This is a genomic window from Paenibacillus sp. FSL F4-0236 (assembly GCF_038000135.1).
In the GTDB taxonomy this organism is placed as follows: Bacteria; Bacillota; Bacilli; order Paenibacillales; family Paenibacillaceae; genus Paenibacillus_AQ.
In genome coordinates this window covers 3971162-3986805 of the sequence record NZ_JBBOBK010000001.1, presented here as the reverse complement: position 1 = coordinate 3986805, position 15644 = coordinate 3971162, and the positions used below count along the sequence as shown (strand labels likewise).

The following is a 15644-nucleotide window of genomic DNA, read 5'->3' as shown; positions in this document are numbered from 1 at the left end:
CCTCTCTTTCACCTCCTACCATATCACAACTGCATTTCGCTCTCAATTTGAAAAGGCATAACCAAGGAGGCAAACTAAATAATTATGCATTTGCTGGTACGGGCTCTTGTTCTTGTGATAACTGAGTTTCCTTACGAATGAAGGTTAGGATAATGCTTAATCCAGCTATTGCTGCACCAATGCAGAGTAGATAGAACATATCTTTCCATATACCATTGCCTCCGATAACCAGGTCGAGCATGCCATTTACCGCGTAGTAAGCAGGTGAGAAGGGACCGATCCAGCTATAAAAAGGAGAAAGCACATCACGAGGAATTGTTGCTCCGGAAGCCAACATTTGTATGGAAAGAAGTGCGATATTTAGCCAGGCACCAGCGTCGCCGAGTAGCAGCAGACTGAACTGTGCAAGAATCATGCAGGAGAGAATCACAATGAATTCGAACAGCCACATGAGCAGAAAGCCATGGCTGGAGTGGATCCCGAGTGAGTTAACCATGATAGTCCCCACTAGAGAGGTTAGTACAGCCGTTGCACCCATAATGGCAAACCGGGCTCCAAAGCGATCCCATTTACCAAATTGACCCGATAAGTTGGAAGAAGCTTTTTGCAGATTCATGGCGAGTAGCATAGCTCCGGTAAAGGAGGCAGTAACAATCATTAACGGAACCATAGTTTGTGCAAAATTAGTTGTGGGATGGATGACTTCAACGTTTGCGGAGATTCGGCTGCTTGCCGCACTTTTGATGATCTCTGCTTGTGCTTGTGGCAGCTTCATAGCTTCGAGGGTTTGGTTTAGTGCTGTATTACTGCTTTGAGTGTTCATGGCAGCCGTGACTTTAAGGGCTACAGTCTGCATAACATTGCTAACCATTTGCGGATTAGATTCATTTATGAGGTAACGGAGTTCAGTCTTTCCGGATGGATTTCTAATCGCTCCGGTGAACCCTTGTGGAATATTGATAATCATGCGGATTTCTCTATGCTCAAGGGCTTCCTTGGCAGCTTGTAGTGGAAGGTCCTGTCTGGTTACGAACTGAAGGGACTGGGTAATACCATCGACTACAGGCTGAGCATTCGCACCATCCTCATTCACAATAGCAATGGGTAACCGATCTACCCGATCAGTTACATGGTCATACCCTGTAATCCAGATTAAGCTGAAAAAGACTTGGAACAACAGTGCAGTTATAATCCCGACAATGGTAGCGGGCTGCTTGAGGAAGCGCATGATTAATGGACGTGACATGGTTATCTCTCCTTTATATTTCAACATGGTATATTACAGGCTGTAATATACCATGTTGAAATATAAACTGCAACAAGAAAAGTGGAGAGCATGGACATTCCGAAGTGATATCATATATCATAGGGCTTGTACTGGAAATTTCGTGCAGATGAATGTGCTTACCTGAAGCAAAAGAGAATGGGGAGGAACAACAGATGAGTAAAGAGGTACAAGGAACAGAACTGAACGCGGTTCACTCGGAGTTGAACAAGCCGGAAGCGATTGTTTTTGATATGGATGGAACATTGTTCCAGACTGAAAGTCTTTTATTACCTGCATATCATAAAATGTTCGATATTTTGCGGGAAGAGGGATTATACTCAGGACCAACACCGCCTGAAGAGCTTATTCTAAGCGGCTTAGGGATGCTGCTGGCAGATATTTGGAAGAAGGTTATGCCTGATGCCGATGAGGCGGTGCACCGCCGTGCAGATGAGCTGCTATTGCAGCTTGAGGTCGAAGGACTTGAAGCAGGTGGGACGTTACTGTATCCTCAGGTGGTCGAAACACTGACTGCCCTAAAAGAGCGTGGAGTACGGTTGTTTGTGGCTAGTAATGGGCTGGAGGAATACATTCACAGTATAGTTGTGGTGCATGAGCTTAAAGAGTTATTTGAAGGATTGTATAGTGCCGGTGGTCAAGGCACTGCGACGAAGACAGAATTGCTACGCATTTTGCTGGACAATCATGGAATCAAGAGTGCCTGGATGGTAGGCGATCGCTCGTCCGATGTGGAGGCAGGTAAGGGAAATGCTCAAACCGTCATCGGCTGTGCGTATGCAGGTTTTGGTCGTCAGGATGAGCTGAAGGGCTCCGATGTAATTATCACTTCCTTCGATGAGTTGATAGACTTGTACGACAACGCATCGGTTAGCGAATAGGAATATCGCGATTTATATTTGGTAAACGAATAAAAGGCAAACCTCATCTAAGCAGAGGGTTGCCTTTTTTAATGTTAAGGTTCTAAATGCAGATGCAGGAATAGCTCAAAGCTAAAAAGATATACATAAACAAAGGGGATGATCCGATAGATCATGGAAAGGGGTTATTCCTATGTGATGATAAGGATTTGAGAAGCATGTTAAAGGAGTATGAAAAATGATAATGAGCTTCCTTTTTATTGCTTTAAGCGCTGCACTTGGAGTGGGTATGTGGTTTTTAGTAATAGGTATAGTCTTTTCTATTGGTGGCGGAGACTTATTTATAGTTACTCATTATGATTCCTTATTTTTTTATATTGCTGTTTTTTTGTTGTGTATCGTGAGCTATCTTTTGTTTATAAAACATCTATTAGAGAAGGACTTACAGCTCTTGCTCCATATTTGTGTGGGTACAACTATGCTCTTCTTTTTTCTAACGCCTTGGCTCAGCTAATCAAAATCTTCAATACAACGAGTTTTTCTAATATAAGTTCCTCAGAACATCAGAAGTCATACAACAACCGCACTTTCTGCATATTGCAGAGAGGCGGTCGTTTTGTTGTTGAGTATCAATTTATTCCTCAGTAGTCTTAGCTGTGGTTGGGGCACCTTTGTTATTATATAGCCATAACGCATATTCTAAAGGTCGCACTAGTGCTTTGCGATAGGTGTTGCCGTCCCCTGATCGGGCAAACACTTCACGTGCAGGCTTTGGATTAACCTCCAGCACATAGATTTTTCCTTCTCGATCAATGGCAAGATCCAGTGCAAGTTCACATAAGGCTCCGAAACTTTCTTCCAAGAAGGCAGCGGCATCAAGACCTAACCTTTCGGCTGTTTTCATAACCTTATCGGTTTTATCTTGACTACCCAGCCATTCCTTCAGGAGCGTTTCAGCTCGAACGGCGTGCCCACCGCCATGAAGATTGGAGGTTACGCTTCGCGCCGCACCGACCCTTGCTGCCATACCTGTCAGTTCCCAGACGCCTTGCCCATTCTTTTGAACGAGCATGCGATAATCATGGAAACGTCCACCAGGCAGACGTAGTGGAATCCCCTGTTGGACGAGGAAACGTCCACCAATACACCATTGTCGAACGATGGAATCCAATCGGGAGGCAGAGACCTTTCGGGGTGGAATAATCCGGCGATCTTGGCGACGGCCTTGAATATCAAATCCCCCTTTACTGTCCTTTACCCGCTCAATTCTAAGGATACCGCGTCCACCTGTGCCGTTTGCTGGCTTGATATAGAGTACCGGGCTCTGCTTCAACATTCGGTGCAGATCGGCAGAGGAATGATACAGTAATGTTTCTGGCATATGCTGCCGGAAGCGACTCTTTTGTGAGAACGTTTGGTGTATGGTCCATTTGTTGCGCAGTGGACGATTCAGAAACAGCAGATGTTTATAGCGTTCACGGAAACGAAGCAACTGTTGAAAGCGCGTGCTGCGCTGGATACGGCAACGGTCATAAATCATGTTCGGGAAGGAACGCCATTTGCGTGACCATTTCCCGCTCTTTGGATCAAAGACAAGGGCATGGATCTGCTCTTTGCTGGGATGGACATCCATGGGGGTAAATACAAAAACATCCAAGCCCATTCGATTGCCCTCAATGATCATTCTCCGGTACACGGCCTTTTCTTCAAGCTGCTTGGCTTCATTTATATACAAAGTAAGAATGCCTAAGACGGGCTCTGGCACAGGAGTTCACCTTCTTGTGGAGAGTTTGTAGTACTGACGGTATTCTGTGGTGACCGGATCAATAAAGTTGGCTTGCCAGTAGGGCCACTAGTAAGCGCTACTGCGGCAAGACCAACATTGAAACACATTTTCAGACTGGCTGTATTATCGCTGGCAACACTGCATTCCAGACGGCCTAAACGCTTTAACTGGGCGGCCATAAGGGCGGTGCCGGTATGCCTATTTCGGTATAAGGGATGCACGGCAACGAGACAGGCCTCTTCACCGAAACCGGATACGAAGCTTACTCCTGCTAGCTGGCGCCCATTCTGACCGCGTACGGTGGCGACAAGCAGCGAGACACCCGGCTCTGACAACTGTTCTGGAGTTAATCGGGCCATTACCTTGCAAGCTTGGTTTGTAATCCGACGCTCCCCATGCTCTCTTATAAACTCAAGCAGTCCGGTTAGCCGCGATTTCCACTTTTTAGCATCAGTGTCGTAGATAGAGGATATCTGCATGCTGTGTCACATCCTTTAATGGATTCTATTTGATATGGCGTGCTAAGTGCTGGCCATATTGAAAGATTCGCTCCAAAGAAAGCTTGCGAATCGCAGGCTCATCAAATTTCATCGGCCGGGAGTTTGCCTCAAAGAACCAGAGTCCGCCGTTCTCATCGACACCGAGATCCATCGACATCTCCCCGAGCATAGAATCAGAGGCTCTTTCAATTTGTCTGGCAATTAACAGAGCAGTTGTAGGTACACTTTTTAAGATAGAGGCTGCTCTTTCGGTTCCAAATGTGCTTTCCAGCATGGTGGAGGGCTCCTCGATACTTCCGCCACGAGGTACATGCGTAGTGATGCTGCGGGCACCAGCTAGACGCGCACCTATGCCGGTCATTGCCCAGCCACCTCTGCTGTTTTTCTGCAGAAGTACACGTAGATCAAATGGTCGTCCTCGGTGAGTCGCTAGTTCAATAGCTTGCTGTACGATGTAGCGCGAGTTTCCCTTTTCTTTGCCTATCCGTGCCCAGAGGCGTTCTACTGAGGCAGCTTTGTAGGTCACATTTTTTTTGCCGCTTTGAATTTGCAGCCGATAGGGTAATGTGGTATCTGCACGGTATTTTAAACGCATAATTCCTTTACCTGCTTTGCCATTCTCAGGTTTAAGATAGAGACTAGTATGATTATTTAGCATGGCGATAAGCGTATTTGCACTGCGTAAACGTCTGGTTTTTGGAACATGCTTCGAGGTAGCATACGAGCCTTTCAACCATTCAAATAGACTCCATTTATTGAAAAAATATGGATTATATAGCTTAATGCCTGGATGTTCCAGGCATTGAGCTATTTTGCGTACGACAGCAGGTTTTTCCTCATCCTCACGGGTAGGAATTCGGTTATATATGATTTGTGGAAGAGGTACCGGAATGCTGTACCATATTCTTCCGCTGGATGATGGGACATAACCGTTCACCATCCGTTCCTCGAGCTTCAAGTCACGGACAGTGACGACGTAGACAAGAAATCCCAGTTCCTTGCCTGTGCGAATGATGTCCCGGAAATTATTACGGTTGCCATTAAAATGCCTTACTTTATCGCTGGTTGTCAGTATGGCAATAACGGGTTTTGTTTCATCCGGAATATGGGTGTTCACATCTCATCCCTCCTGCGGAATTTGCTGAGGTATAGACAATGCTCCAGAATGTGCTCGATGGAAGCTTTGCCCTCAGCGCGCAGGGAAGGATGACGGAAGATGGAACGTCCTGGTTTGGCGTTGGCCTCGAACATCCAGATGTCTTCATCCTGATCAATGCCGAGATCAAAGCCAATTTCACCGAGCAAATGACGATGCTGGATTTCTAAGGATTCTGCCAGCTTAATGGCTGTACTCTTCGCACGCTGTAATACTTCATCTGCTCGGCTGCCGAATACACGCCCGAGCGCCTGCCCAGGTGTAAGCAATGCCCCCCCGTTTTTGAGGTGAGTGGTGACACTGCCCCGGCCGGCTTTCTTAGCGCCAATACCGACTACAATCCATTGATTACTGCCGTTTTTATGCATATGGAATCGGAAATCAATGGGGCAGCCATCAATTTCAATCAAACGTATTCCTTGTTGGACGATATAATTTTGCAGGCCTTGACCGTGTCGTGACCGAAGCATACGCATGAGGCTTTCAAAGGTAGTGAAGCGCAGAAGTACGTTTTTTCCACCCTTGCGGTAGCGGGCAAAATATCCTTTTTTCGGCAGATAGGTAAGTCGGTAAATCCCGTGACCCAGGCTGCCTGCGGAAGGTTTGTAATATACAAAATGGTGGTGATCCAGCATTTCCCTCATTTTTTCGGAGGAGGGATTGCTGTGTGTCTCAGGTACGTAACGGTTTGCAGCTCCGTCATTCTCTAGCAACCGATAAATATCGGACTTATTGAAGAAGCTCCAGTTGAAGTAAGGGATTTTCTTGCGCATAAAGCGTTCGCGAAGCTGGTTGATATAAGGTGAAGTCTCCGCTCTCCGACTGGGGAGCCGATTGTAGACGACATCAGGCAGAGGAACCATTTTACGTTCGAATTTGCCGCCTGCGGTTAAGAAATAACCATAGACCTGCTCCTGTTGCCAGTTGATATCACGCGGCATAAAGGCAAATATATAACATTTGTTACTGCCTTCCCGCAGTAATTGCTTTATAAAGCCAGTGCGAGAACCGAAGGGTTGATTTGAAGATGCTGGCCCATCGGTCAAAACACCGACCAAAGGTCCAAGCTGTACCTCGTCGTTTTGCAGATTGCGTAAATAGATACCACCAGATTTCGGAACCTTGATAGCACTCTTTACACCAGTGGCGAGGAATAGATGATTTCCGGCGCGCTTGATGGGCTTGATCATGGTCGGGATGGCATCTTTACCGAGTCTAAGGCGAATGTTCTTCTTCCCGGTTAATTTCAAGCTTTTCATCAGTGCACCTGATACATATACAACTCTTTGGGGCTGCTTAGTAAAATGCACATTGCAAAAAGTGAGACTCATTTATGAATCCTCCTTAGGAACCATTGTTATCATTCTCCCGTTTATAACGGAGCTGTCCGTAGATAGGGATGGTATCCGTCGCTGTGTGAGTAGCAGATGGCGCGCATAAGACAGTGGATTCTCGGCGGCGAGCTTAGCAGCCCGGCGGTCGCCCGTCAGCCGGAATACCGTGCGCCCTGGCTTGGAATTTGCTTCAAGTAAATGAATCCGACCGCTCGAATCAATACCGAAATCTAGGCCGAGTTCTCCAAGCCTACCGCATGCGGCCTCCAGAAGAGGAGGCAAGTATGCAGCTTCTGCAGCAAGCTCCTGCATGATGTCTTTTCCGTCCTGACCATATTCTGCAAGTAAAAAGGGCAAGGGAGGAACCGCAGTTCCACCGCCATGCAGGTTCGAAGTCAGTGAACCATGATTACCCAGCCGAACGGCCATGCCAGTAAGATCCCAGCGACCGAGGCCATTCTTTTGCATCAATACACGCACATCGAACGGTTGCCCCTTACGATTAGTTAGGTGCAGATAAGGCTGTATAATATAGCGGCGTGTGCCGATAAATTCATGAATCCAGTTCAGTCCTTCATCCTGCGAGCTGAATACATATTGAAAGGGTGTATTTGTCCCATCACGCCCTCGTACTCTTATGCCTCCTCCAGAGCGTCTGTTCTGCAGTATGGCATGCAATGTACGTTTGCCATGAGAGCCTGCTTTGGGTTTTAGGAAGACCCCGTATTCTCTTTCAGCGAGCATATTGCTTAACTTGCGTGTACCGGTATAAAGAACAGTTTCCGGCAGTAAAATAGCGGCTCTTCGGTTGCGCTTCAAGATCTCGTATACGCCCCATTTATCAGGTAAACCTCTTGACCAAGGTAGTGAGCGGTGAAGGAAAGAGAGTGCAGACGAGGCTTCTTTTCTTTCTTTCGGACTATTGTAAAAACAACGATTATAAATGATATCTGGTGGTGTAGAGGTCGTATTGTGCCAGCTTCCGTCTTTCCATGTATAACCGGTTATAGATGACCCGTCTGCCGCTACTCCGTCCGGATGAAACACGAGGACTTTAAGGTTGTATCGCGGAGCTGCACGGCATAAATGACTGCAAAATTCTGGCTCGGCAATCGGAGGATTCCCATGGCGACGGCCCGTCATAATGCCGAGGAACCCCATAGCTGTTTCAGTCATTGTGTCCTCCTTATAAACCGGCCAAATAGCGGCAATACAGAATCATTTGCTTGACGGACGGTCTGATTTTTTGATCGTTTAGCGGTGTATTATCGTTCTTGGAAGGTTTGGAGTTGACCTCCAAGAGCCATATTCGTCCGGATTGATCCAGTGCCAGATCGATTCCGAGCTCTCCGAAATGAGCAGGGATAAAGGTTTCTACTCCTCTTGCAATGGCAAGTGCTGCTCTTGGAAGCTGAAGCTGTACGCTATCCTTGGTACCTGGAGGAAGGCTGCTCTTGCTAACGGCTTCACGGACAGTACTGAGACTGCCACCTCTTGCTAGATTGGAGACGAAATGATTGCTTCCAGCGGTGCGAGCGACAATGGAGGTAACGCCCCATTTTCCGGTACCATTCTTCTGTACAAGTGCTCGGAAATCTACAGGACGCTTACCGAGCTCCATCAAAGGTAATCCTTGTTGAATCTGGTAGCGCGTTGTCTTCATCTTGGGAGCAATGGACTGGTACAGTTTAGCTAATGTCGGGTAGCTTTGTTTGCGTGTACCTATAGAGGTAGTAGATAACAAACGGTATCCTCCGCCTTCATCTTTGGAGATTCGGAGAATGCCTTTGCCGAGACTGCCCCGTACAGGCTTTAGAAACACGCTTGGGTATTGGCTACACATTTTCTTTACAACAGCAAAACCGTTTAAAGCATGCGATTCCGGTAAATACCGCTTCAATGAAGGGTCTTGCGCTAAAGCTTCAAATACTTCTGTCTTGTCAAGAAATTTTTCGTTGAAGAAATGCGTTCCATACCGTGATTTTACATCCGCCAAAAAATGCTGTACGCTAGGTTTATTCTCCACCTTTCGCGTCGTTAGCCGATTGTTGATTACATCGGCAATGGGCAGACTCATTTTCCTCCAACCCTCGTTGTATACCCAGCCCTGGATGGAAGAGCTGCTTGTTTCCAGCGCTTCCGGGGTAAAGAAATATACATAGGCGCCTTGTGAGTGGCAGGCATTTGTTAATTCTCGACAGAACATGGTAATGGGTCCAAACAGCCTGTCGAGATTATCTGGATGGTCACGGCTGACGAGTACACCGATCAACGGTCCGAGTCGCAAGGTACGACTTACGGAGCTGTAAGAGGCGTTGAGGGTTTGCCGATGTTTCCATCCGGTCCGCCGCGCCAGTCCTTCGCTTACACGCAGGCTTTCGGATTTGGGAGCCGGGATAATGGTAACCTCCTGCCGGAAAGAGCCGAAAGCCAGCTGGAGCGTTCCGTGAGCCGGGATTTTGAGTCTTTTCATGGATCGTTCGCCAAGCATTATAGCGTTTTCCTGCAGGATGCCCGTGTGGACCGTATGGACCGGGATCTTGAATTGGGACATCGTGGATCTCCTTCCGGTAGGCAGCATGATGCCGGCAATTTGGTAGCTAAGGGTTACATATCATTCATCATATGGAGACATATGACCCTTGGTGATTGACCTACTCTTTAAAAACCTTGCCGCATCATTTCATAAGTCTGACCCAAGAAGCGAAACAAGCATGGGATGAATCAATATTTGGAAACTTAAGCAGTGCTTCCGAAGTGAGTTTTGTACGAAGTAACTCTAGGAAGCGAACGCTAACAAAACTTAAGCAACGCTTTCGAAGTGAGTTTTGTACGAAGACGAATCGAGAAGTAGTGACTTACAAAACTTTTAGGAGGAATCATAATGAGTATTCACGACAAAGCACATGAACTGGCGAAAGCCATTAAAGAAAGCACTGAGGTAGCGGATATCACCAACGCGATGAAACTGGTAGAAACAGATCCTGAAGCCAAGGCAATGCTCGACAACTTCCGCAATGGTCAATTGGAGCTTCAACAACGGATGATGAGCGGAGATATGCCTCCACAGGAAGAAATGGAGAAGATGGAGAAATTATTCGAGGTGCTTAACATGAATCTTGGGATTCGCCGTCTGTTCGATGCAGAACGCCGTCTGAGTGTTGTAATTGAGGATGTAAACAAGATCATTACCGAGAGCTTGTCGCAATTGTATGGCGAATAAACGCTTTTAGTAAGCGGGTATTCACCTGAAAAGTTTGATCAGTGCAATCTAAATAGGGTGTTCCCGAAGCCGGTTGGCATTGGGAACACCCTATTTATTCTTGTGACTAGTACATGAGTAAACTCGCTAATCTTGTTTTCCTTCGATTGCGCAGAGAAGAATACCAGCAGCCAAACCTAGGCGGCGATCAAGCATTCCCTTGGGATCCTCAGAGAAGTCAGCGATGATTTTAGTAACGAATGGATTAAAATTTTGTTTGAAAGTCGGGATCGTTGTATCATTCATCTCGATATTATATTTTTGAGGGATAATAGAGATGAAGCGGCGGAGTATAGCCATCGCGGTGCTATCTTCCTTGATTTTTCCGATTTCCTGATCATGATGATCGAGAATCGTCCATTCATCTTTCAAAATCGATTTGAGTCCCTTACGCCGAAGAGCACCAACGTGTTCGCCAGTCTCCGAATCATGTACATCATAAACAGCACTAAAGTCGATGGCATTGCGGGCTTTTATACGCAGAAGCTCCTTTTGCATAGACTCATCCGTGTACAGTGCAATATCCTCTTTCAACTTGAATGCTTTCATTTGTGAATAGAGTACAAGCTGCTCGGCGTTATCATAAATATGAAGTTTCGCACCCATGATCGAAAATACCTTTTTTCGAATTATGTATTCGGTATGAGTATAAGTTGCATTCAATTCTAAATCGCCCCCTAAATGAAATAATCATCTCATATATAAGCTTTGCTAGCTACATAAATGCATACTATTTTATATAATTTTTTGAGTAGAAGTATATTTTTATGGACTTGTCTCATATTACGGGCTTCATGTTCATAGAGTAGAGATATAGATTCAATCGAATATCTTGTCTACGAGGAGCTGTTAGTAATGAGAAAAAGAAACAAGTTTAAACATGGTGTCTATCTGTTGCTGGCGTTGGCCATGCTTTTGTATGCTCTGCCGAAGTTATCGCTTGCGAATGGGCCTAGCTGGGTATTTGGTTTTGGGGTGGTCTGGTCACTTTTTGCCTTTATGGTCATTGCGGCACATCTGCATTTTATTATCGGTGTTGATGAGGAGAAGAGCAAGCGTTTGGAAGCTGTGCGAAAAGCAAAATTGGAGCAATGGCAGTCCAAATGGAAAGAAGAAACTAGAGTTACACAAAGATCATAGAATTGGGGCTGCGTTCTTAAGTAACTTGATTTGATATTCCCGTGAAAAGTGCTGAATTAGCTAAAAGGGGGGTATAAATCCCCTAGATTCCCGTGAGAAGCGCAGAATTAGCAAAAAGAAGGGTATAAATCCCCTAGATTGCCGTGAAAAGCGCCGAATTAGCTAAAAGAGGGGTATAAATCCCTTAGATTCACAGAAAAGCCCACTAGCTTAAGCCAGTGGGCTTTAAAATTGCCCCGCAAAGCAGGGGGATTAAAGTTATCTTGCACCTGTAAAAGGATTGATCTCATCCGAGAGATCTTTTCCAGCTTTCTTTTCTTCTGCAGATATCCGTTTACCTAGAGCCGCGTAGTACCACACCGCAGGAACGAGAATCGCGAGTATAAAAAGAAATTGCATAAAGTCATCCCCTTTCACCTCTCCATCATAACATATTTTTCCTTTTTTCTTAAGGGACTATTCTCTATTCGCCTACCCACTACCCAGTTTGTCTAACAAACGGGTTACTCTTTACTGGCAGAGCATTCTACTTCAAATACATAACTGGCGCTCCCCTGAGGCCATCTTGCTTGGATTATATACAGATGTTTTCCGCTACCTGCTGCGAGTTGAAAACTGTTATTTTCTACGGAAAGAGCTTCGTCCGGACGTTCCTCACCAGGAAATGAAGCCACAACCTCTAACTCCTTGGGTGCAGATGAGAATTTGAGTTCTACCTGATCACGGCTGATAGCTTTGGGATGTACCTTCTGTTTGGTAACTAATTGATCGTAAGTAGCCATATCTACACAGACGCCTTTGCCATTGTCATTCCAGCAATAAGAGCCTTGAATGGCATCAAACTGTTCACCACCAACAGTAACTTGAACGTTAGGGGGCTGTGGGTTAGTAGTGTCTGCTGGAGAAATCTTATCTTCTTTAACAGTCGATTGGAATAAGTCCAACAGATCTTTTTTGCTGATATCTGAAAGACGATAGTGACCCGTTTGACCCGATTTAATGAGTAACCCACTGTTGCTTCCGACGATCCAAAAAGAGAACTCATAACTTATGCCGTCCTTCATGTTTACGGTGGTTCTGTAATCGCTTGGAGCAATATCTAGTTGTCCTTTATCATATTCAGCAGCAGTTATGGCTTGAACAAAACGTTCCAAGGATGATGCTTCAGAAATAGTCGTCACCGGTTGGTCTTCTTCTATTAAGTTAATAGAAACTATATTTTGTGCATCCAGCTCTATTTGGCTTGATTGTTTTACTTCGGTTCTCGTAGTTCCACAGCCGATCAGTCCTATGAAAAGCAAAGTAATGGTAAATATTATTAACGTGGTCTTGTTCATATCCACAATGCTCCTTTCCTCTTTCTTTAACTCTCAGACTATAAAAAAGAGGAAAAGGTTGCTAAATAACGGGCAATTAAATTCGAATTCGATGCTTATGAATCGGTTGTACTGTGCCATTCTCTCCGTGTATAATGAGTACAGTATAGTACAGATCGGAGTACGGGGGTGTAACAGTTGGAAGGTCAAGGCGATGCAATTACTAAACACGAGCAACTGCTGCAGCATATTGAAAGTCTTAAGGTAGGCTCCAAAATATCTGTTCGTAAGCTTGCAAAAGAAATGTTGGTCAGTGAGGGGACGGCTTATCGTGCCGTTAAGGAAGCTGAGAATCTTGGAATTGTCATTACGAAGGAACGGATTGGTACAGTACGTGTAGAAAAGAAGCCTCGTAACATTTCTGAACAGCTGACGTTTGGTGACGTGGTTGATATTGTGGAAGGTCATGTTCTCGGTGGGGCTAGCGGACTGAGTAAACATCTACATAAATATGTAATCGGTGCGATGAAGGTCGACGCGATGATTCGTTATATAGACGCAGACAGTCTGCTTATTGTGGGTAACCGCGATGATGTTCACTCCTTGGCGCTAGAGCAGGGTGCCGGAGTTCTGGTTACAGGTGGCTTCGGGACGAGTCGTGAAGTGAAGGCATTAGCCGACGAACTGGATCTCCCCATCATTTCATCAAGACATGACACGTTTACCGTGGCATCAATGATTAACCGAGCAATTTTTGATAGATTGATTAAGAAAAAAATTATGCTGGTAGAAGATATTGTCGACAGCAAACCGCGTATGATTACGTTAAAAATTTCAAGCACTGTAGGTGAGCTACGACAGATTTCTGAGGAAACTGGAGAGCAGCGTTTTCCCGTTACAGATGAATGGAACCGAGTGATTGGGATTATCGGCCGACGCGAAGTAGAGGACCTAGCAGAAGGGCAAAGTATTGAAAAGGCTATGGTTCGGAGTCCGGTTACCGCTGCGCTGCATACCTCACTAGCTTCAGCTGCGCAGATCATGATGTGGGAAGGCGTCGATTTTCTCCCCATTGTAGACCGTAACCGCAAATTGGTGGGCTCCCTAACCCGTAAAGAAGTGCTGCAAAGTCTGCGAGATGTCCGTAACACTCCACAGCTTGGGGAGACCTTCGATCATCTCATCTGGAACGGTTTTGCGGATGAGCGGGATGAAGAGGGACGATTGTTTTTTCACGGCTTTATTACGCCTCAGATGGCCACAGACCTTGGTACCATTTCTGAAGGTGTATTGTCTACGCTGATGACGCTCTCTGCGTTTAAGGCAGCTAAGGATATTACAGGAAATGACTATGTATTAGATAATATGTCCACCTATTTTATCCGGCCGGTACAGATCGAACACGCGATTATTGTAATGCCGAGACTGCTCGAAATTAGTCGCCGTACATGTAAGCTTGAAATAGAGATCAGCTATTCGGATACCCTGGTAGCGAAAGCTGTTCTGATGCTGCAATCCATTGATCACGGCTAATAGATAATGAATCACAAACATGCTTAAATAGACTGCCCTCAACGATGATAGTGAGGGTAGTCTATTTTATTCTTGTAATCCTATCAGAGGGATAGTCTAGGCTTTCGACTGGTGTTGTTCCTGGCTACGGCTACGGCTGTAATAACTATAGCTGCGTATTCCTGAGAAGATGTTAAACACACCGATTAGAAGAAAGGCAGCTTCAACAATGATATTAATGGTGGAGCCGCGAAATAGAAACATGGAAATCAGGGAGAGCGTTACGAGCATAGCGCCCAGCATCACATTCATGACAGAGCGTTTTAGCCCCTTATCTTGGGGATTTAAGGCACGGCGAGAGGATAAGCTGTACACAGCGGCGCCGATTACAAAGATCACCAGCAGGATAAACAATAAGTACTTGATAAATAAAACCATGGACAGCCAGCTCCTTTATCATGTCGTGCAAAAGCCTTGAAGTAATTTCCACTTTTGTCTGTCCATTATTGTATCACACGATTGTTGTCAGTTGCGCTTAAAAGGACTGATTTCCACCCAGATTTGCAGAACACCTTCCATGACAAGCATCGTCCGGATTTTGACAGAGTATTCTTTATCCCGCACAATGTAAACTTTTCCATCCAGCAGCAGTCTAACCAGTTTACTGTCTGTGTCAATATCGAACATGCTGCGGCCACGCATGGGCTCCAGATCTGAGCCCATTTGGCTTAGAATTAATTTTACAGTTACGGGGTCAAGGGGGTTATCTTCTTTGGACTTGCTCTCTTCCGAACGGATTTTGATTTCTCTGATTACGGTAGAGGTATTATTGTATTTTTTGAGCGTTTTAATATCTTCCTGATATTGCTCAATGTCTACGCGTAAGTCTTGATTTTGCAGCCACAACACATTATACCCAACATGGAAAATAGCATTGTATATGACGGCTCCTACGACGATCCCCAGCATGAATATAGCGGAAATTTGGGTGAATCTACGAAAACGACTGAATGGTGGAACTCTCACTGGCGTTACCCCCTGCCGCACACCCATTTTACTAGCTCGCTGCCCATATGAGCTCCGAGAAAAGCGAAGGCAATATACATGATTTGCTTGATGGCGGGGGAGAGGTTACCTCCAATCACATTGCTTTCAATGACCCGTAAAGGGTCCATAGTACCCCCTACAGCGGCGGCAAGTGCCCATATTTTAATCCGGTCTGCTACATCTAGCATCGTTTGCGTCGGTGGTTGCAGGGATACTACGGCGCCGATTCCGCCGACCATAGCTCCGCCAAGTACGATGCCGAAGGCGATAAAGAAATCGAGGATGGCTTTGCTCATAAAAATGCTCATAAAGGCCCCTTCCCGGACGAGGCATCTCTAATCGTTGCCTGTCCATGTGCTCTTAATCCATTCTATGGGCGGGTCCCCCTTTAATATGATAAAATAGTTTCATCTTATAGTGCGAGTTCAAAAAGTACGGTTTTCAGC

At 45.7% G+C, this 15644-nt stretch carries 18 protein-coding genes; 5 read left to right on the top strand and 13 right to left on the bottom strand.

The window, feature by feature from the left end:
* Positions 1 to 82: 82 nt before the first annotated feature.
* The gene (locus tag NSQ29_RS18030; RefSeq protein WP_341125746.1) at positions 83 to 1246 is read right to left on the bottom strand and encodes a YhgE/Pip domain-containing protein; all 1164 of its coding nucleotides are present in this window, start codon (positions 1244 to 1246) and stop codon (positions 83 to 85) included.
* 194 nt (positions 1247 to 1440) lie between these two features.
* Between NSQ29_RS18030 and NSQ29_RS18025 the strand changes: the two genes are divergently transcribed.
* Both NSQ29_RS18025 and NSQ29_RS18020 read left to right on the top strand, forming a co-directional pair.
* A complete protein-coding gene (locus tag NSQ29_RS18025; protein ID WP_076283333.1) occupies positions 1441 to 2166 on the top strand; it encodes an HAD family hydrolase in 726 nt (241 codons plus the stop codon).
* A 217-nt stretch (positions 2167 to 2383) separates the two neighbouring features.
* Complete coding sequence (locus NSQ29_RS18020; protein WP_042186467.1) at positions 2384 to 2659, top strand: hypothetical protein; 276 nt, start codon at positions 2384 to 2386, stop codon at positions 2657 to 2659.
* A 120-nt stretch (positions 2660 to 2779) separates the two neighbouring features.
* Here NSQ29_RS18020 and NSQ29_RS18015 read toward each other — a convergent pair whose 3' ends face one another.
* Genes NSQ29_RS18015 through NSQ29_RS17990 form a run of 6 tightly spaced genes read right to left on the bottom strand, consistent with a single transcriptional unit; the run spans position 2780 to position 9475 of the window.
* The gene (locus NSQ29_RS18015; RefSeq protein ID WP_076300900.1) at positions 2780 to 3910 is read right to left on the bottom strand and encodes a YheC/YheD family endospore coat-associated protein; all 1131 of its coding nucleotides are present in this window, start codon (positions 3908 to 3910) and stop codon (positions 2780 to 2782) included.
* On the bottom strand, positions 3892 to 4410 hold the full coding sequence (locus NSQ29_RS18010) for a GNAT family N-acetyltransferase (protein WP_076283330.1): 519 nt from the start codon (positions 4408 to 4410) through the stop codon (positions 3892 to 3894). The genes NSQ29_RS18015 and NSQ29_RS18010 overlap by 19 nt, the downstream gene beginning before the upstream one ends.
* A 25-nt stretch (positions 4411 to 4435) precedes the next feature.
* Positions 4436 to 5548 (bottom strand): YheC/YheD family endospore coat-associated protein, encoded by a 1113-nt coding sequence (locus NSQ29_RS18005; RefSeq protein ID WP_340968390.1) that lies wholly within the window; start codon positions 5546 to 5548, stop codon positions 4436 to 4438.
* A complete protein-coding gene (locus NSQ29_RS18000; RefSeq protein ID WP_042186478.1) occupies positions 5545 to 6918 on the bottom strand; it encodes a YheC/YheD family endospore coat-associated protein in 1374 nt (457 codons plus the stop codon). Before NSQ29_RS18000 ends, NSQ29_RS18005 begins: the two co-directional genes overlap by 4 nt.
* On the bottom strand, positions 6919 to 8097 hold the full coding sequence (locus tag NSQ29_RS17995) for a YheC/YheD family endospore coat-associated protein (protein WP_052404216.1): 1179 nt from the start codon (positions 8095 to 8097) through the stop codon (positions 6919 to 6921). It lies immediately after the preceding gene.
* 10 nt (positions 8098 to 8107) lie between these two features.
* The gene (locus NSQ29_RS17990) at positions 8108 to 9475 is read right to left on the bottom strand and encodes a YheC/YheD family endospore coat-associated protein (RefSeq protein ID WP_076283327.1); all 1368 of its coding nucleotides are present in this window, start codon (positions 9473 to 9475) and stop codon (positions 8108 to 8110) included.
* 330 nt (positions 9476 to 9805) lie between these two features.
* On the opposite strand from NSQ29_RS17990, the gene NSQ29_RS17985 reads away from it, so the two are divergent.
* Positions 9806 to 10144: a YlbF family regulator gene (locus tag NSQ29_RS17985; RefSeq protein WP_042186485.1), complete on the top strand. Its 339-nt coding sequence runs from the start codon at positions 9806 to 9808 to the stop codon at positions 10142 to 10144.
* Between the two features lie 126 nt (positions 10145 to 10270).
* Here NSQ29_RS17985 and NSQ29_RS17980 read toward each other — a convergent pair whose 3' ends face one another.
* Positions 10271 to 10846 carry a hypothetical protein gene (locus NSQ29_RS17980; RefSeq protein ID WP_042186488.1) on the bottom strand — a complete coding sequence of 192 codons (576 nt, stop codon included), beginning with the start codon at positions 10844 to 10846 and terminating at the stop codon, positions 10271 to 10273.
* Positions 10847 to 11038: 192 nt separating this feature from the next.
* On the opposite strand from NSQ29_RS17980, the gene NSQ29_RS17975 reads away from it, so the two are divergent.
* Positions 11039 to 11323: a hypothetical protein gene (locus tag NSQ29_RS17975; protein WP_341125745.1), complete on the top strand. Its 285-nt coding sequence runs from the start codon at positions 11039 to 11041 to the stop codon at positions 11321 to 11323.
* A 258-nt stretch (positions 11324 to 11581) separates the two neighbouring features.
* On the opposite strand, the gene NSQ29_RS17970 is transcribed toward NSQ29_RS17975, so the two are convergent.
* Entirely contained in the window at positions 11582 to 11722 is a 141-nt protein-coding gene (locus tag NSQ29_RS17970; protein ID WP_179085720.1) for a hypothetical protein, read from the bottom strand.
* Between the two features lie 104 nt (positions 11723 to 11826).
* Positions 11827 to 12660, bottom strand: a complete 834-nt coding sequence (locus tag NSQ29_RS17965) for a hypothetical protein (protein ID WP_341125744.1) — start codon at positions 12658 to 12660, stop codon at positions 11827 to 11829.
* A gap of 177 nt (positions 12661 to 12837) precedes the next feature.
* Between NSQ29_RS17965 and NSQ29_RS17960 the strand changes: the two genes are divergently transcribed.
* Positions 12838 to 14172, top strand: coding sequence for a DRTGG domain-containing protein (locus NSQ29_RS17960; protein ID WP_076283325.1), 1335 nt, complete (start codon positions 12838 to 12840; stop codon positions 14170 to 14172).
* A gap of 96 nt (positions 14173 to 14268) precedes the next feature.
* Here the strand turns inward: NSQ29_RS17960 and NSQ29_RS17955 are convergent, their stop codons facing one another.
* The 3 genes from NSQ29_RS17955 to NSQ29_RS17945 all read right to left on the bottom strand — a co-directional run bounded on the left by NSQ29_RS17955 (position 14269) and on the right by NSQ29_RS17945 (position 15506).
* Positions 14269 to 14589, bottom strand: coding sequence for a YtpI family protein (locus NSQ29_RS17955; protein ID WP_280786982.1), 321 nt, complete (start codon positions 14587 to 14589; stop codon positions 14269 to 14271).
* 87 nt (positions 14590 to 14676) lie between these two features.
* The gene (locus NSQ29_RS17950) at positions 14677 to 15177 is read right to left on the bottom strand and encodes a hypothetical protein (protein ID WP_341125743.1); all 501 of its coding nucleotides are present in this window, start codon (positions 15175 to 15177) and stop codon (positions 14677 to 14679) included.
* A gap of 5 nt (positions 15178 to 15182) precedes the next feature.
* Entirely contained in the window at positions 15183 to 15506 is a 324-nt protein-coding gene (locus NSQ29_RS17945) for a YtrH family sporulation protein (protein ID WP_042186502.1), read from the bottom strand.
* Positions 15507 to 15644 lie beyond the last annotated feature (138 nt).